This is a genomic window from Alteromonas salexigens (genome assembly GCF_025628895.1).
GTDB lineage: Bacteria > Pseudomonadota > Gammaproteobacteria > Enterobacterales > Alteromonadaceae > Alteromonas > Alteromonas salexigens.
The window spans coordinates 69,082-85,286 of record NZ_JAOTJC010000007.1; the positions used below are offsets into that span (position 1 = coordinate 69,082).

17 protein-coding genes are annotated in these 16,205 nt (G+C 52.4%); 7 read left to right on the forward strand and 10 right to left on the reverse strand.

Annotated features, from left to right (window positions below; translation table 11 throughout):
- Positions 1-115 precede the first annotated feature (115 nt).
- From OCL06_RS07755 to OCL06_RS07775, 5 genes are all read left to right on the forward strand, one after another.
- Entirely contained in the window at positions 116-817 is a 702-nt protein-coding gene (locus OCL06_RS07755) for a LamG domain-containing protein (RefSeq protein ID WP_262993203.1), read from the forward strand.
- Between the two features lie 157 nt (positions 818-974).
- Positions 975-1,532, forward strand: a complete 558-nt coding sequence (locus OCL06_RS07760; protein WP_262993204.1) for a GbsR/MarR family transcriptional regulator — start codon at positions 975-977, stop codon at positions 1,530-1,532.
- 10 nt (positions 1,533-1,542) lie between these two features.
- Positions 1,543-2,904 carry a cytochrome ubiquinol oxidase subunit I gene (locus OCL06_RS07765; RefSeq protein WP_262993205.1) on the forward strand — a complete coding sequence of 454 codons (1,362 nt, stop codon included), beginning with the start codon at positions 1,543-1,545 and terminating at the stop codon, positions 2,902-2,904.
- Between the two features lie 9 nt (positions 2,905-2,913).
- A complete protein-coding gene (locus OCL06_RS07770; protein WP_262993206.1) occupies positions 2,914-3,924 on the forward strand; it encodes a cytochrome d ubiquinol oxidase subunit II in 1,011 nt (336 codons plus the stop codon).
- Positions 3,925-4,122: 198 nt separating this feature from the next.
- Positions 4,123-4,278 (forward strand): hypothetical protein, encoded by a 156-nt coding sequence (locus OCL06_RS07775; protein ID WP_262993207.1) that lies wholly within the window; start codon positions 4,123-4,125, stop codon positions 4,276-4,278.
- 67 nt (positions 4,279-4,345) lie between these two features.
- Here OCL06_RS07775 and OCL06_RS07780 read toward each other — a convergent pair whose 3' ends face one another.
- Positions 4,346-5,527: an acyl-CoA dehydrogenase gene (locus OCL06_RS07780; protein WP_262993208.1), complete on the reverse strand. Its 1,182-nt coding sequence runs from the start codon at positions 5,525-5,527 to the stop codon at positions 4,346-4,348.
- A 73-nt stretch (positions 5,528-5,600) separates the two neighbouring features.
- Positions 5,601-6,074 (reverse strand): Lrp/AsnC family transcriptional regulator, encoded by a 474-nt coding sequence (locus OCL06_RS07785; RefSeq protein ID WP_262993210.1) that lies wholly within the window; start codon positions 6,072-6,074, stop codon positions 5,601-5,603.
- A gap of 121 nt (positions 6,075-6,195) precedes the next feature.
- On the opposite strand from OCL06_RS07785, the gene OCL06_RS07790 reads away from it, so the two are divergent.
- Entirely contained in the window at positions 6,196-7,176 is a 981-nt protein-coding gene (locus OCL06_RS07790; RefSeq protein WP_262993211.1) for a PLP-dependent cysteine synthase family protein, read from the forward strand.
- Here the strand turns inward: OCL06_RS07790 and OCL06_RS07795 are convergent.
- Entirely contained in the window at positions 7,173-7,805 is a 633-nt protein-coding gene (locus OCL06_RS07795; protein ID WP_262993212.1) for a SurA N-terminal domain-containing protein, read from the reverse strand. The genes OCL06_RS07790 and OCL06_RS07795 overlap by 4 nt on opposite strands.
- 239 nt (positions 7,806-8,044) lie before the next feature.
- Between OCL06_RS07795 and OCL06_RS07800 the strand changes: the two genes are divergently transcribed.
- Positions 8,045-8,602: a P-loop nucleotide/nucleoside kinase family protein gene (locus tag OCL06_RS07800; RefSeq protein ID WP_262993213.1), complete on the forward strand. Its 558-nt coding sequence runs from the start codon at positions 8,045-8,047 to the stop codon at positions 8,600-8,602.
- 40 nt (positions 8,603-8,642) lie between these two features.
- Here OCL06_RS07800 and cspE read toward each other — a convergent pair whose 3' ends face one another.
- The 7 genes from cspE to OCL06_RS07835 all read right to left on the reverse strand — a co-directional run bounded on the left by cspE (position 8,643) and on the right by OCL06_RS07835 (position 16,203).
- On the reverse strand, positions 8,643-8,852 hold the full coding sequence (gene cspE, locus OCL06_RS07805; RefSeq protein WP_262993214.1) for a transcription antiterminator/RNA stability regulator CspE: 210 nt from the start codon (positions 8,850-8,852) through the stop codon (positions 8,643-8,645).
- Between the two features lie 317 nt (positions 8,853-9,169).
- Positions 9,170-10,798 (reverse strand): ubiquinone biosynthesis regulatory protein kinase UbiB, encoded by a 1,629-nt coding sequence (ubiB, locus tag OCL06_RS07810; RefSeq protein ID WP_262993215.1) that lies wholly within the window; start codon positions 10,796-10,798, stop codon positions 9,170-9,172.
- Positions 10,799-10,800: 2 nt separating this feature from the next.
- Positions 10,801-11,442: a ubiquinone biosynthesis accessory factor UbiJ gene (locus tag OCL06_RS07815; protein ID WP_262993216.1), complete on the reverse strand. Its 642-nt coding sequence runs from the start codon at positions 11,440-11,442 to the stop codon at positions 10,801-10,803.
- Entirely contained in the window at positions 11,442-12,230 is a 789-nt protein-coding gene (gene ubiE / locus OCL06_RS07820; protein ID WP_262993217.1) for a bifunctional demethylmenaquinone methyltransferase/2-methoxy-6-polyprenyl-1,4-benzoquinol methylase UbiE, read from the reverse strand. Before ubiE ends, OCL06_RS07815 begins: the two co-directional genes overlap by 1 nt.
- A 94-nt stretch (positions 12,231-12,324) precedes the next feature.
- A complete protein-coding gene (locus OCL06_RS07825; RefSeq protein ID WP_262993218.1) occupies positions 12,325-13,014 on the reverse strand; it encodes a DNA-3-methyladenine glycosylase I in 690 nt (229 codons plus the stop codon).
- On the reverse strand, positions 13,014-15,050 hold the full coding sequence (gene prlC / locus OCL06_RS07830) for an oligopeptidase A (RefSeq protein ID WP_262993219.1): 2,037 nt from the start codon (positions 15,048-15,050) through the stop codon (positions 13,014-13,016). The genes OCL06_RS07825 and prlC overlap by 1 nt, the downstream gene beginning before the upstream one ends.
- A gap of 94 nt (positions 15,051-15,144) precedes the next feature.
- On the reverse strand, positions 15,145-16,203 hold the full coding sequence (locus OCL06_RS07835) for a hypothetical protein (RefSeq protein ID WP_262993220.1): 1,059 nt from the start codon (positions 16,201-16,203) through the stop codon (positions 15,145-15,147).
- Positions 16,204-16,205: the final 2 nt, after the last annotated feature.

Genomic DNA, 16,205 nt, shown 5'->3' on the forward strand with positions numbered 1-16,205 from the left:
GAAAAATTTACAACCGCCTCGGAAGCTCATTTAATTACTATAAATATCAGCAACTTAAAAGTGGCCCGTTAGTTGCTTTAGTTTGGAGGATAACAATGAGACTTGAGGTAGTGATATGAAATTTTTAAAAGGGATTCTTTACTTAGGGCTGCTTTGCTCAGCAATGACTACAAACGCCGCGTTGCTGACTAGTTCAGATAGCTCGCTGGCCTTTTGGTATGATAACGATATTAACAACCGTGGCGGCATTGCCCTGGCCAACAACCAACTGTTAGGTACCATTAACCCTTACACGACTAATGCATTTACAGTGAGTTTTCACCTCAATATAACGGGCGCAAGAAGTGGCTGGTCGAGTATCTTGCATGTAGGTAATACTAATTTCCAACGGTGGCCTGGATTCTGGTTAACTCCCGGTAACACTGGTCTGCATTCCAGAATGAGTACCAGCTCAAGTTGGAACAATGGGTTCGCCGACACCGCGCCCTTACCTATAGGTCCCAACGCATGGACTCATGTAGCCATGATTGATGATGGTAGCGCCCTCAAACTTTATCTTAACGGAAGCTTATTTCAGACTATTGACGGCAGTGGCACGCCGTATAGCCCCAGTGGTCCCATTAATGTATATGCAGGCGACCCCTGGTATAATCCATCGTTGGGCTCGATCGACGATATTCGAATCTATAATCGTGCCGTCCAATTAAACGAGCTTCGAGTGACCCCTGCACAAGTACCAGCACCTGCATCTCTGGCGCTGTTCCTCCTTGGGGTAGCAGGAATCTCACTGAATAGACTAAATAGAAAACCTCTCTAACGGCCTTACGCGCCCTTTAATCTAAGCTACACACATCGCCTTTCTGCGGCGAGGTGTGTAGTTTATCCCACCTCATTTCCATATATCTTTAATTGACCCATGCTCGGTTTCACATTAAACTTTCACTAATTTCTGAAACTTCAATATGGTCAGCAATATGAAAATGACACCCCTTATTACCTCCGCCGTGATGCACTTTGGTGAAATGGGCAGCCGCTGGGGATTTAACCGCACTGTGGGTCAGATGCTGGCCTTAATTGCGCTTAACGAAGACCCGATTACGGCTCAGGAAATAGCCGATGCGCTGAATATTTCACGGGGCAACGTGAGTATGGGCCTTAAGGAGTTGCAGTCCTGGCGATTAATCAAAACGCAGATTGTCCCCGGTGAGCGTAAGGACTTTTTCGTGCCGGCCGGTTCAATTTGGGAATTGGCAAACCGCGTATTTGAGGAAAGAAAGAAGCGGGAAATTGATCCAACCTTGAGTTTATTACGTGACTTACTACTCGACACGCCGTCGAACAGCAATGAGGAACATGCACAGCAAACGCTGGCCGAGATACACGACTTGCTTGAGTCAGTCACGGCGTGGTCTCAGGAGTTGCAAACACTCGGTCCCGAAAAACTTAACACGTTGATGAAGCTGGGTGCCAGCGTGGGACGCATTCTTGAGTTTAAGGACAAACTAGTACCCGGTAAGACTACCGCTAATTGAGGAGGCCGTTGTGGACGCGTTTTTGTTGTCACGTTTACAGTTTGCGTTGAATATCAGTTTTCACATTCTGTTTCCTACCATCACCATGGCGCTGGCGTGGTTTTTGTTTTATTTCAAAATCCGCTCAGACACCACCGACAACCCGGTATGGATGCGTATGTATCGTTTCTGGGTACGGGTATTTGCGTTAACCTTCGCATTGGGTGTGGTGAGCGGGGTTACCATGTCTTTTCAGTTTGGGACCAACTGGCCGGGATTCATGGAAAAAGTCGGCAATGTGGCAGGCCCGTTACTGGGGTACGAGGTGCTGACCGCCTTTTTCCTGGAAGCCACTTTTCTCGGTATCATGCTGTTTGGCATCCGCAAGGTCCCAAACTGGGTGCATACCCTGGCTACGCTTATTGTGGCGGTGGGCACCAGCACCTCGGCATTCTGGATCCTGTCACTAAATAGCTGGATGCACACCCCGCAAGGCCATGAGGTAATCGACGGCGTAGTGTTTGCCAAAGACTGGAGCCAGATTATATTCAACCCGTCGTTCCCCTATCGCTTTGTCCATATGATGCTGGCGTCAGGGTTAACGGCCAGCTTTCTGATTGCCGGGCTGTCGGCGTACCGCATGTTAAAAGGTGATACCAAGGAAGCACCTAAGAAGTCTCTGAAAGTGGCGACCTACACGGCGGCTATTCTCATTCCTCTGCAAATATTTGCTGGCGACATGCACGGTCTGAATACCCTTAAACACCAGCCTCAGAAGGTTGCGGCGATGGAAGGGCTGTGGGACACAACCGAAGGTGCCCCGTTACTGTTATTTGCGATACCGGATGAGGACGCTCGGGAAAACCACTTCGAGCTGGCCATTCCCGGCGGGGCCAGCTTTATTCTTACTCATGATCTGCAAGGCGAAGTGCAGGGTCTGAATGACTTTAAGGGGAAGCACCCGCCAGTAGCTCAGGTGTTTTATAGCTTCCGGGTTATGATCGGCGTGGGGCTGTTGATGTTACTGGTGTCGTGGACCGCATCATTCATGCTATGGCGGCGAGGAGAGCTGCCATTGTGGATGAAAAAAGTCCTTGCCGGCATGGCTTTCAGTGGCTGGATTGCCACACTGGCGGGATGGTACGTGACCGAAATCGGCCGTCAGCCTTATTTGGTCACCGGAGTATTAAAAACCGCCGATGCTGTCACCGGGCTCCCCACCGGCAATGTGGTCTTTTCCTTCACCTTGTACGCCATCATTTATGCCGTGTTGCTGGTGTCTTATATGGCTACATTAATGCTGATGTGTCGCCGGGCCGTGGAGCTGGAGGAAATTACCAGCGAGGAGCGGGAAAAAGCGAAAGCCAGCAGAATGTCACCTGCCAATACCTAAGAGGTCACTATGCCATTTGAAAGTTTATCTGCAGAAACACTGGGGGATATCTATATTGGCCTGCTGGGCTTAGCCGTTTTGCTGTACGCAATTCTCGACGGCTACGACCTGGGTGTAGGGGTATTGTTGCCACCGCGGGAAGAAAAGTTCCGGGACGATATGATTGCCTCTATTGGCCCCTACTGGGATGCCAATGAAACCTGGCTTGTGCTGGCGGTGGGCTTGCTGTTATTTGCGTTTCCGGAAGCGCACAGCGCGTTTCTGCAAACTCTGTATATTCCTGCCACCCTCATGTTGATCGGGCTTATACTGCGCGGGGTGTCCTTTGACTTTCGCGCGAAGGTAGCCCAGGTTAAAAAGCGCAGCTGGGATCTCTCGTTTAAGTGGGGTTCGCTGCTTACCACGCTGGCCCAGGGATATATGCTGGGGATTTTTGTCACAGGCTTGCGAACTGACATATGGGCACAGGGGTTCGCACTGCTATCCGCACTCGGAGTGACCGCCGCATATGCGTTTATCGGCGCCTGCTGGCTTATCATGAAAGCCGAGAATCAGTTGCAGGAGAAAGCTTTCACCTGGGCGCGCCGTGGTTTGGTGGTTTTGGCGGCAGGTATTATCGGTGTGAGTATTGCCAACCTCACCCTGCATGACGATGTCCGCGCATTGTGGCTAAGTGCCCCCTGGGGCTATGCGCTAATGGCTATTCCCCTCACCTGTTTTACCTTATTGGTGTTGTGTGCCGTGGTGCTGAAAAAGCTGCCCCATGCTGACGGTCACGGTGAGTGGCTGCCGTTTTTGATAGCGCTGTTGGTGTTTGTACTGTCTTTCAGTGCATTTGCTATCAGTTATTATCCGTATGTGATCCCCGGGCAAATGACGGTGATGGATGCACTGAGCGACGCAAACTCGTTACGCTTCTTGCTGGTGGGGACCGTGATTGTGGTGCCCTGCATTCTGGCCTACACAGCCATGGTGTATAAGATATTTGCCGGCAAGTCAGAGAAGCTTAGTTATTACTGATGCGTGTGAAGATGACGGTATATGGCTAAGGGTGGGCGATTACTGCTTAGAACATTTTCTGCTCGAATTGATCTCTTTTATAGCTATTGCTGTATTTATTAGAAGAATCATCGTTTTAACCACATAATTACACATTAGACATATTTGTGTAATAAAGCTATGATGAATGAGGGTAATTCTAAGGAGGAGAAGACGCTCATGAATATTATTTCAAAAACTTTTTCACGCTTTTTCGAGCGCGCCCACCCTTATACTGTCGCGTTTTATCTGGGCAGAAAGAATACGCAGCGCATACTGGATTGTAAGATTAAGAAAAAATCTAAGCTTCAGCCAGAACAAGAAGACAAGAAATAACACTTTATAGTGAGGAAAAAATCAGGCCACGGCCTGATTTTTTTTGTTTCTGAACACCGTGTCCCCCTTAGAAAAACGCCTGCAGGCCGGTTTGCGCCCGCCCCAGGATCAACCCATGAACATCGTACGTCCCTTCATAGGTATTTACCGTCTCTAAATTGATCATGTGCCGCATGATATGGAACTCATCGCTGATCCCATTTCCGCCATGCATGTCACGGGACTGCCGGGCTATATCAAGTGCTTTACCGCAGTTGTTGCGTTTTATTAAGGAAATCATGGTGGGGTCGAACGCCTTGCTGTCGATAAGCCGGCCTACACGTAGTGCGCCCTGTAAACCTAACGCGATTTCGGTTTGCATATTGGCCAGCTTGGTCTGAAATAACTGCGTTTGTGCCAACGGCTTATTAAACTGTTTGCGGTCCAACCCATATTGACGCGCGGCATGCCAGCAGAATTCTGCCGCTCCCATTGCCCCCCACGCAATACCATAGCGAGCCAGATTCAGGCAGCTAAACGGACCCTTAAGACCTCTGCCACCAGGCAACACGTTTTCCTCGGGCACGAATACACTGTCCATAACAATTTCACCAGTAATAGAAGCCCGCAGGGATAACTTGCCGCTAATTTCCGGGGCAGTAAGACCGGCCATACCTTTTTCCAGCACAAAACCGGTAATACGATCGTCCTCAGCCTGATTCTTAGCCCACACTACAAACACATCCGCCACCGGCGAATTGGTGATCCACATTTTTGAGCCAGTCAGACGATAACCGCCGTCCACTTTCACCGCGCGGGTTTTCATTGCCGCCGGATCAGAGCCGGCATCCGGCTCGGTCAGTCCGAAGCAGCCTATCCATTCACCACTGGCCAGCTTTGGCAGATACTTCTGCTTCTGCGCATCGCTGCCAAACTTATGGATGGGATGCATAACCAGCGAGGACTGCACGCTCATAGCACTGCGGTAACCGCTATCGACGCGCTCCACTTCCCGGGCAATCAGGCCATAAGACACATAGTTCACGCCGGCGCTGCCAAACCCGTCGATGGTGGCGCCCAGCAGACCCATCTCACCAAACTGACGCATAATACCGGTGTCGAACTGCCCCTTGCGGTTCGCATTAATGATGCCCGGCATTAAGGCGTTCTGGCAAAAGTCATGGGCAGAATCACGAACCATACGCTCTTCTTCAGAGAGTTGGTCATTCAGCAGAAGGATATCATCCCAGTGGCTGGCGACATCAGACATGTTTCTTTCCTTCAATCCTGAGTTAACCTGAGTGTATCACAGCTTCAGATACGACATGGTTAGCTGGCGCTGCTTACAGATGGGTGAGCGGCACCGCAGTGTCGTACTTTATCTGCTCCATGGCAAAACTGGAGGTAACGTCCTGCAAATCAATGCCGTTTACCAGCCGCTTATAGAAATGGTCAAAACTTGCCATATCGGGGACCAGAACTTTCAACAGATAATCGTATTCACCGGACATCCGGTAAAACTCAACCACCTCTTCAAACGCCCCCGCATGGCGGGCAAAGTCCGCTAACCACCTGCCATCGTGCCGCGCTGCTTTCACCTGCACAATCACCGTGGTAGCCAGACCCAGTTTCTGAGCGTTGAGAAGTGCGACCCGCCGGGTAATAAACCCTTCACTTTGTAAGCGTTGTAAGCGCCGCCAACAGGGGGTTTGGGTCAGTCCCACTTGCTCTGCCAGTTCCGAAAGGGGCACATCGGCGTCCTGCTGTACCGAACACAATATTTTCTTATCTATGCTATCAAGAGCATTTTTTTTCATGTTTATCACTACTGCGCATTAATTTTCTAATACTAGCCAGCATAACCGGTAAATTTAGCAGTGTCATGCCACTCTCACAGCGCACAATAAAGTCACAGAAAACCAATAATGATATTTACGTATGTTTGACACCCTACAAACCGGCAGTGTGCACTTCCCTGCCCGAATATATGATGGTATTGATGAAACCATTGGCCATACCCCACTGGTGGCACTCAACCGCATGGCTAAACAACGCGGTTTTGTCGGCCGCATTCTGGCTAAAGTGGAATACATGAACCCGGCAGGCTCGGTTAAAGACCGCCCGGCCGCCGCCATGCTCCATCGCCTTATGGCGAGTCCGGACTTCACCGCCCGCACCGAGCTGATTGAAGCAACCTCGGGAAACAATGGCGTAGCCTGTGCCTGGCTGTGTGCACTGTACGGCATACCACTTACTATTGTTATTCCGGAACATATGTCAGTAGAGCGCCAGCAACTTATTCGGTTGTATGGAGCTAAGCTCGTTACTACCCCGAAATCGCTGGGCACCAAAGGCGCGATTGATGAGGCGGCCCGCAGGGTAGCGGCCAACCCGCACGCGCTGTCACTGGATCAGTTCGCCAACCCCGCAAATCCCGAGGCTCATATTCAGACTACCGCGCAGGAACTGCTCCATGACACGCAGGGCAATATTGATGTGTTGGTGGCCGGCGTAGGCACGGGGGGCACGATCAGTGGCCTCGCCGAGGCCTTGAAGCCCTCGTGTCCGTGGCTTGAAGTGGTCGCTGTGGAGCCTGCTCGCTGCCCGGTTCTCAGTGAAGGCCGGGCCGGGGTTCATAATATTCAGGGGTTAAGCTCGGGGCACGTGCCGAAGGTACTTAATCAGCAATGTTACCATCGGGTGCTGACGGTGGACGACGATGAAGCCATAGCCGAGGCCCGTGCGCTGGCGCGAACCGAAGGTTTGGCGGTGGGGATTTCATCAGGTGCCACCTTTGCAGTAGCTGCCCGGCTGGCTGCAGATGAACGCTACCGCAACAAGCACATAGTCATTATATTAGCCGACAGTGCCCAGCGGTACTTTTCTACCCCATTATTTGCTAGCGAGGCCAGTAGCTAATTCAGCCACCAGGGGGAAGAGAAGTCCACCTGCTCTGGTGGTAATTCAAATGAAAACGGCGGCTCGAACGCCTCCCAGAATACCGCCTGATAACTCTCCTGCAATATTTCGAAGTGGCCCTGCTGCTGATACTGCTTCAGTAACTTTTCGTAGGCGCCGGCAGGTAGCTGCGGGTTACCCTGCTGAAAAATTACGGCACCGCCAAACTCAGCGTATAAGGCCTTATCAATCAGCCACTTTTGAACCTGAGTTTCGGCAACCTCCCGCAATGAATGGTCTTCCTTACCGGCGTCGGGCGCCACCTGCATATCCGCCGAAAAACGCACCAGAAAGCGCGTAACCAATTGGTCGGACGCCCGTATTTCATGCTTATCTGCATAGTCCTGTAACACGGCTTCCACAATTTTGTCGGCTAAGGCGCCATGCCGGTAAATCGCCAGCGCCATGTCTTTCGATATAGAATGCGCCCGTGCGATGTCACTGAGTTGTTGCCGGTTTGGGCTGATGTCGGCCTCAGTCACCGGCTCGCCAAATAAGGTCGCCACCTGGGTTTGCTGGGCCTGTGCAACGCCACCGAGTAGCCAGCCAATCACTAGCAAGGCTGCATAAATGGGTCCGTTTTTAAGCACCTTCGTACTCCTTCCTTGTTACTTCGTGCCCACATTGCCCTATAACGTTATTAATAACACACTGAAAATCTGACATTATTATTCGTGGCATATTTCTCCCCTGAAGCTATCAGACTGATATATCGAACAATGGTTCACATTCGTGTAACGCGCCAGCTCGCCCAGTCGGGGTAGCGCACTGATGTCAGTCTGCCCACGTACTGGTACACTCATTACACGATAGCGCAACAGGGAAAGCAATGTATAAACACGGTATTTGGCTGGTGACTGGCTTGCCCGGGACCGGAAAGTCCACCTGGTCGGCGCATTTGGCCCACCGACTGCACGCCTGTCTGATTGATATTGATCACCATTTTTCGCCGGTAGTCAGTGCAGGGTTACAGCTGGCAGGTAACCCCAAAGACGATCGCGACTCGCCCGAATTTAAAGCCGCCTTTCGTGAGCCTATCTACCAAGCCATGTATGCCATGGCAGCTGATAATGTGAGGCATACCCCGGTAGTGATGAATGGCCCGTTTAGCCGTGAGTTACAATGTCCGGACTGGCATGCACAACTTACTGAACGATTTAATGCCGCGGTGGAAGTGATTTATTTGCACTGCCCGTCCAGGCTTCGCTTAACCCGGTTGCAGGCACGGGGCGCGGACAGGGATCGTCAGAAACTGATTAATTGGGAGCGGTATTCTGATCCGCAGGAAGACTTGCAGATCCCGGCGTGTAAGCACGCACGAGTAGATACTGGAGAAATAACAAAGGAATTATGGGTGGAACAGATACTAAAAGGGATGGGGGTGTAGCAAATAAAAACGGCGACTAATGTCGCCGTTTTTTGAATCTTTAGATAGCTTGCACGTTAGCAGCCTGAAGACCTTTTTGACCTTCTTCTACATCAAACTCAACGCGCTGACCTTCTGGAAGGGTTTTGTAACCGTCAGACTGGATAGCACGGAAATGAACGAAAACGTCCTTGCCGCCGTTATCCTGAGTTAGAAAACCATAACCTTTATCAGCGTTAAACCACTTAACGGTGCCTGTAACTTTAGACATGTCGTATAGACCTCAAATAGCAAATCAAATGCGCAAATGCGCGTGTAACTGTGTCTTTAATTGAAGCATGTTATTTGGGTCTTACTTACGAAAGGGGCAAACGTCTTACAACAAATCACAAAGTAACTTGCGTGGTTTTACATCCTGCAAATAAACAATAATCACGTCTTCAAAAAGACCTGTGACCCGAAGGCCATGTCCACTATACCACTGTGAGTACAGAATGATACAAATATTAGGCGCTTACCCGTGTTTATCCGTAAATATTCACACAACTGTCATATAACAATCTGCCAGACAGAAATGTGAATAAGTACTTACTGCCCCTTCTTCCAAGCGAGATACCAGCAGCCAACACCCAGCACTGCACTGCTGGCAGGAAATGCCCAGTGTAGCGCGTACGCGGGCAGGATCCCGGCCAGAATTACCCCGGTCGCACCAACAATACTCAAGTGGGTGGACTGGATTGACTTCGACTGCAACTCAATCATCTTCTGGTGGGTACGCTGTTGCTGCAACGGAATACGTTTGAGTTGCACCAGACTGTCGTGCAACAGGTCCGGCATCTCCGGCAGCTTTTCCGACCAGAATGGCAGATTTGCGTGCACCTTTTTGAGCATCGCCGTCACGCCTACCTGCTCACGCATCCAGTTTTCCAAAAAGGGCTTGGCGGTTTTCCACAAATCGAGTTGTGGGTACAACTGCCTGCCCAGGCCTTCAATATAAAGCAGGGTTTTCTGTAGCAGCACTAACTGTGGCTGCACCTCCATGTTGAATCGCCGGGCGGTATTAAACAACTGCAACAACACGTTGCCGAACGAGATTTCGGCCAGCGGTTTCTGGAAAATTGGCTCACACACGGTGCGGATGGCCATTTCGAATTCATCGATATTGGTGTCCGCCGGTACCCAGCCCGAGTCGGCATGCAACTGCGCCACCTTACGGTAGTCCCGGTTGAAGAACGCAATAAAGTTTTCCGCCAGGTAACGTTTGTCGTCCTTATTAAGCGTACCCACTATACCGAAATCAATCGCTATATACTGAGGGTTTGACGGGTTCTCGGTGGCCACGAAAATATTACCCGGATGCATATCGGCATGGAAGAAACTGTCCCGGAATACCTGGGTAAAGAACACCTCTACGCCGCGCTCCGCCAGCACCTTCATATTGGTTTTCTGCGCCAGCAAGGCATCAATGTTGGAGATAGGCAAACCATAGATGCGTTCCATCACCAACACGTTGTGGCGGCAATAGTCACTATAAATTTCCGGAACATACAGCGCATCCGACCCTTCAAAATTGCGGCGCAACTGAATACCGTTAGCCGACTCCCGTAGCAGGTCGAGCTCATCCACAATGGTCTTCTGGTACTCTTTAACCACTTCCACCGGGCGCAGGCGTTTGCCATCAGGCAACCATTTTTGCAGCACCTTGGCGAGGGTGTACAGCAGATCCATATCGGCATCTATGGTCACACGGATATCCGGCCTGAGTACTTTCACCACTACGTCTTGATTGGTGTGACGGAGTTTTGCGGCATGGACCTGGGCAATCGAGGCCGAAGCCAGCGGCTCGGAATGGAACTCACTGAACAGCTCATCCAGGCTGTGCAGGCCCAGTGAGGTTTTAATAATACCTTCTGCAAGATCACTGGGGAAAGGCCGCACTTTGTCCTGCAATAACGCCAGTTCATTGGCGATAGCCGGCGCCAGCAGGTCCCGCCGGGTTGACAGCATTTGGCCAAACTTGATGAATACGGGCCCCAGAGACTGCAAGGCAAGAGTGAGACGTTCACCGGCGTTATGGTGCTTGTGTTTATTACGGATCCAGAAAATCAGATGACGGGCGAGCCGGGCGTACCAGGGCATCCAGCGTTTCGGGATCAGCTCGTCAATACCATGCTGCAACAGCACTTTGTTTATCTTATACAACCTGACAATGCGCATGTTTATCTCTTCGTGAGTCGCTGTTCCAGTTTTTCCAGCCTGCTTTCAGCGCGGGCTACGTCGTCGCGCAGTGTGCTGACACTGTCGTTAAAGTGCATCACGGCCAGGCGGTGGGCGGCCAGCTGCTTCTCTTCTACTACCGCGTTACCCAGTGTCCGTGAAAACGTGCCTAACAAGCTGCTTACCCGCTCATGGACCTGGCGGCCAGTGGTGAAAGCCTGGTGGGCAATGACATCATTGGTAACCTGCGCCAGTTGGTCTTCCCAGTCAATATCCAGCTGCTGAAACAACGCACTGACCTGCTGGGCGATTTGCAGCTCGCCATCTACTGTCAGTTTTTGTTGCTGAATAAGCCGGGTGAGCTGACTGGTTTGCTGGAGTTCCGGCAACACGCTTAAGGAGGTTTGTATGCAACAATCTTTTTCAGTAAGTGCAGCAACCACCTCGGCGGGCGCTTCGTGCACGGCGTGTACGTCCACCTGCTCAGAAAAGCTGAGGCTCAGGCCAAATGGCAAAGGCGCCACAAAAGCCGTCAGACGGGCGCCAGACAACGCCTGTAGTCGGGCTGCGGAGTCCGGGTCGAGGGGCAATACGCGGTTAATCGCCTGTTCCAGCGTGGCGGTTAGCAGAGCACTGGCAGGCATTAAAACTTATAACCCCGGTGTAAGGCCACGATACCACCGGTGAGGTTCTGGTAGTCACACTGCTCAAAACCGGCCTGTTCGAACATCCCTTTCAGCGTCTCCTGATCAGGGTGCATACGGATGCTTTCGGCCAGGTACTGATAGCTGTCGGCATCGTTTGCCACCAGCTGCCCCATTTTCGGCAACACATGGAATGAATACATGTCATACAGCTTGCTGAGCTGCTCACTGGTTGGCTTAGAAAACTCCAGTACCAGTAAGCGTCCGCCGGGCTTAAGAACCCGGAATATAGAGTTCAGCGCGTTTTGCTTTTCGGTCACGTTACGCAACCCGAATGCCATGGTCACAATGTCAAAATGATTGTCAGGGAACGGCAATGCTTCTGCGTCAGCCTGTACGTAATCAATATTGCTGATAAGCCCACGATCACGCAGCTTATCCCGCCCTACTTTGAGCATCGACAAATTAATATCCGCTAGGGTTACTGAGCCCGTCGGCCCCACCAGACGGGAAAACTTGGCCGTAAGATCCCCGGTGCCGCCGGCGATATCGAGCACCTTATGGCCGGCGCGGGCGCCCGCGCAGTCGATAGTGTAGCGCTTCCATAAACGGTGCACGCCCATCGACATAAAGTCGTTCATAATGTCGTATTTAGCGGCAACAGAATCAAACACGTTGGCCACCAGCGACGCTTTTTGCGTTTTCTCTACCTGGCTGAACCCAAAGTCGGTTTTTTCCTGTTCTGTCTGTGCTGCCTTGACAGGCGTTGACGGTGCATTGTCGCTCATGGCTGTCCTGTGTTGAAAATGCGCTTATTGGAGAAGTGTAACGAAATAAGGCGGACAGCAACAGCGCTTTGCCATCCATAGGTAAACTAACTAATCAGGTCTCGCGGCGGTTTACGCCCCAGCTGAGGGCCAGGATCATGCTTAACTGAGCCAGCGGCCTGCCGCTTTGCTGCTGCCAGCTATCAAACTGGCCCGCTATAGTATCCAGGCTACGCTTCGTTTGCAGGCCGCCGTGGATGAGATCCTGTTTGCGGAAGTAATCTTCTACGTCCTGCGACAGCAAGAACGTATCTATCCCCAGCGAGCGTAGGGCGTAGGGGCCGGTATTACCACCCAGCCGGGCGCCCCGCTTTTTGAGAAACTGCCACAGCTGCACCACATCGCCGCCCTGAAACTCGGCCGCAAACGCGCCGAAGCTGCCATGCTCCCGTGCCACGTCTTTAATCATGATAGCGTTATCGCGCACCGTCATGACCTTCTTATAATTGCGCACGATGCGCTTATCCGAGGCTTTCTGCTCCAGCATTTCATCGGACATCAGCAGCACTTTTTCGATATCGAAACCAAAAAATACGGTTTCAAATTCAGGCCACTTCTTCTCAATTACCCGCCACACAAAGCCGGACTGGAATACCTTTTTGGTAAACGCGGCCAGCATTCTGTCATCCGGAATGGCTTTAACCTGCCCGGGTGTGAGCGTGGCAGGCAGCATGGCTTCCACCATGTCCGGCCCCCCTTTGCGCTCACAGGCCCGGGCGTAGATGGTGTCAAAGGTCTCCGCCATTAGCTGTGAATACCACTGTGTCTGAGTAATGCATCCACCTGTGGCTCCCGGCCACGGAATGCCACAAACAAGGCCATTGGCTCACGGCTGCCGCCCATTTCCAGAATATTCTGCAAAAAGTCCTTGCCGGTTTCCCGGTTGAAGATGCCATCTTCTTCAAAGCGGCTAAACGCATCCGAAGACAACACTTCCGCCCACTTATAACTGTAATAGCCGGCCGCGTAGCCGCCTGCGAAGATATGCCCGAAACTGTGCTGAAAGCGGTTGAATGAAGGTGGTGTCAGCACGGCCACTTCATCACGCACTTCATCCAGTGTTTGTTGTACATCGACACTGGCACCGTCACGCTGGTGCAACAGGAAGTCGAACAGACTGAACTCCAGCTGACGGGCCATCTGCATGGCCGACTGGAAGTTTTTGGCAGCCAGCATTCGCTCCAGCAGATCGCCGGGTAACGGGTCGCCGGTTTCGTAATGGCCGGAAATAAAGTTCAGAGCTTCTTCTTCCCAGCACCAGTTTTCCAGAAACTGGCTGGGTAACTCTACTGCATCCCAGGGCACCCCATTGATACCGGACACGCCCGCCACCGACATCTTGGTAAGCATGTGATGAATACCGTGACCAAACTCATGGAACAGCGTAACCACTTCATCATGGGTAAACAACGCAGGCTTGTCGCCCACCGGCGCATTGAAGTTACAGGTCAGGTAGGCCACCGGCAGCTGGATATCGCCATTGGGGAGCTTACGGCGTACGCGGCACTCGTCCATCCATGCGCCGCCCCGTTTTTTCTCACGGGCATATAAATCCAGATAGAAGCTGCCCCGCATTACATCGGCGCTGTCGGTAATCGTGAAGTAGCGCACGTCCTCATGCCAGGTATCGATGCCGGGCTGTTCGACAATTGACAACCCGTACAGTCGATGCACTACCTCGAACAGGCCTGACAACACTTTGTCTTCAGGGAAATAGGGGCGCAGCATTTCATCAGAAATAGTGTATTTTTCCTGTTTCAGCTTTTCGCTGTAATAAGGCACATCCCAGGCGGCCAGCTTGTCCACGCCATGCTGCTCACGGGCAAACGCCTGCACATCCTGCAGATCCTGTTCTGCCTGGGGGCGGGATTTGGCCGCCAGATCGCGCAGAAATTCCACTACTTGTTGGGGGGACTCGGCCATCTTGGTGGCCAGTGAGCTTTCTGCATAGCTGTCGAAATCCAGCATCTGCGCCGCTTCGGTACGCAGGGCCAGAATTTCTTTTATAATATCGGTGTTGTCCCATTTACCGGCGTTTGGCCCCTGATCAGAAGCGCGGGTACTGTAGGCCCGATACATTTCTTCACGCAGCTCGCGGTTATCGGCATACAGCATCACCGGCAGATAGGACGGAATATCCAGCGTAAACAACCAGCCCTGCAGGTCTTTCTGACGCGCGGCTTGCGCAGCTGCATCCCGGGCCGAGTCAGGCAAGCCAGCCAGTTCGGTTTCGTCGGTGATATGTTTCGTCCACCCCATGGTAGCGTCCATCACATTGTTACTGAAAGTAGACGATAATTCGCTGAGGCGGGCCTGAATTTCGGCATAGCGCTTTTTCTTATCGTCAGGCAACGCCACCCCTGACAGGGTAAAATCACGAATGGTGTCAGAGATGTGCTTTTGCTGCTCCTCTGACAGGTCAGCATATTCATCACTGGCTTTCAGCGCCTTATAGGCGTTGTAAAGCCCTTCATGCTGCCCCACCCAGGTACCATATTCGGATAACAGGGGCAGGCAACTGTCATGGGCCTCACGCAGGGCATCACTGCTTACCACAGAATTCATGTGTGATACTGGTGACCACATTTTACTGAGGTTGTCATCCACCTCTTCGATGGCCATTACTACTTTGTCGTAAGTGAACTCCCCTGAGGCCACTACTTCTTCGATTGTCGCCTTGCAGCGGGCAATCGCAGACTCGATGGCTGGCTTGATTTGCTCGGGAGTGATGCCTGAAAAAATCGGCAGGCCGTCGGTTTGTTCAATAGCAGTTGCTGTCATTCGGTTCTCACTTTATTTACGTTATGCAGTGAATGTAAGGATGGGCAGACCCAAAAACAAGGTCTGTACGACGGAATGGCCTGGCTCGCTCACTCTACCAGCGGTATTGTGTTTCCACCCGCAGCCGCACCGCCTGGGCATCCGGCCCTTCCAGCAGTTGCAGGTAACTGAATCGTGCGCCCCACCACCAGTGATCCTGCAGCGCATAGCGCGCCCGCATATCCAGCCCGCGGTAATTATGTGTCGTCAGCCGGCCCGTGGCATTCTGGGCAAATTCGGCAATCACGCCGTGCCGCTCCACCCGCAGCAGTCTTATGTATGCCTGCCAGTCATTCGCCACCTTGAGGGCGCCATAGCGGGCTTCCAGCGCGACACTGCTGCGATCGTCCCGGGACGCGTCAGTCACCTCATCCGGTAATGCTAAGGCGTAACCGGCATCCAGCCCAACCCGCCAGCTGTGATGTTGCAGGTAGGCACTTAAGCGCAGCGAGGTATGCGCGATATCGGTATCGCGACAGGCAAACCGGCACTGCGCGTCACCCGTGTAATGCACCAGCCAGGGCGCTAACTGCCACTGCCAGTTGCCCTCACGGCCGGTCAGCACCCCCTGTAGAGCGGCCAGTTCGCCGACGGTATTGGCGTTGCCATCCAGTGGCGCCACGGCCATTCCGATCACTGAGAACCGGTCCGTCACTTTGAACTGCCCACTTACCCCTATCGGGTTAAGGTCCCGGTCCCAGAACACATCAGTAACGTTGTTAAGTTGCCAGGGCAATTTACCCAGTCGTACCCGGGTAGTGTCCTGCTGATATTCCGCATAGGCCTGGGAGACGTAAACGTCGGCGTCGGGCGACGGCTGGTCCGTAAACCGGTACACCGTCATGGCAGGCACGTTTTGCTGGTTCTTCAAGCCGGTACTTAACCGTACCCGGTAGTGCCAGGAGGGTAAGAGCTGCCCCTGCACGCCGGCATGCCCAACCAGCCTTACCCGCTCCCGATCGACCACACCGGTTGTATTTATATCATTTTCATACCTAAGCAGCACCGACGCAAAGGGATCTACTGTGAGTGCATCAAATGCAGCTCCCGCCGCACTCGATACCATGCCAATTCCACTGGCTAACGCCAGGCTCCACCACACTACAAGGCGCATGC

Excerpts from the sequence above, each read along its gene's own strand:
- cspE (WP_262993214.1), bottom strand. The coding sequence starts at position 8,852 with ATGTCTAAAGTTACAGGCACCGTTAAGTGGTTTAACGCTGATAAAGGT.
- OCL06_RS07770 (WP_262993206.1), top strand. The coding sequence starts at position 2,914 with ATGCCATTTGAAAGTTTATCTGCAGAAACACTGGGGGATATCTATATT.
- prlC (WP_262993219.1), bottom strand. The coding sequence starts at position 15,050 with ATGACAGCAACTGCTATTGAACAAACCGACGGCCTGCCGATTTTTTCA.
- OCL06_RS07825 (WP_262993218.1), bottom strand. The coding sequence starts at position 13,014 with ATGGCGGAGACCTTTGACACCATCTACGCCCGGGCCTGTGAGCGCAAA.
- OCL06_RS07780 (WP_262993208.1), bottom strand. The coding sequence starts at position 5,527 with ATGTCTGATGTCGCCAGCCACTGGGATGATATCCTTCTGCTGAATGAC.
- OCL06_RS07760 (WP_262993204.1), top strand. The coding sequence starts at position 975 with ATGAAAATGACACCCCTTATTACCTCCGCCGTGATGCACTTTGGTGAA.
- OCL06_RS07800 (WP_262993213.1), top strand. The coding sequence starts at position 8,045 with ATGTATAAACACGGTATTTGGCTGGTGACTGGCTTGCCCGGGACCGGA.
- OCL06_RS07815 (WP_262993216.1), bottom strand. The coding sequence starts at position 11,442 with ATGCCTGCCAGTGCTCTGCTAACCGCCACGCTGGAACAGGCGATTAAC.
- OCL06_RS07755 (WP_262993203.1), top strand. The coding sequence starts at position 116 with ATGAAATTTTTAAAAGGGATTCTTTACTTAGGGCTGCTTTGCTCAGCA.
- OCL06_RS07835 (WP_262993220.1), bottom strand. The coding sequence starts at position 16,203 with ATGCGCCTTGTAGTGTGGTGGAGCCTGGCGTTAGCCAGTGGAATTGGC.
- ubiE (WP_262993217.1), bottom strand. The coding sequence starts at position 12,230 with ATGAGCGACAATGCACCGTCAACGCCTGTCAAGGCAGCACAGACAGAA.
- OCL06_RS07790 (WP_262993211.1), top strand. The coding sequence starts at position 6,196 with ATGTTTGACACCCTACAAACCGGCAGTGTGCACTTCCCTGCCCGAATA.
- ubiB (WP_262993215.1), bottom strand. The coding sequence starts at position 10,798 with ATGCGCATTGTCAGGTTGTATAAGATAAACAAAGTGCTGTTGCAGCAT.
- OCL06_RS07785 (WP_262993210.1), bottom strand. The coding sequence starts at position 6,074 with ATGAAAAAAAATGCTCTTGATAGCATAGATAAGAAAATATTGTGTTCG.
- OCL06_RS07775 (WP_262993207.1), top strand. The coding sequence starts at position 4,123 with ATGAATATTATTTCAAAAACTTTTTCACGCTTTTTCGAGCGCGCCCAC.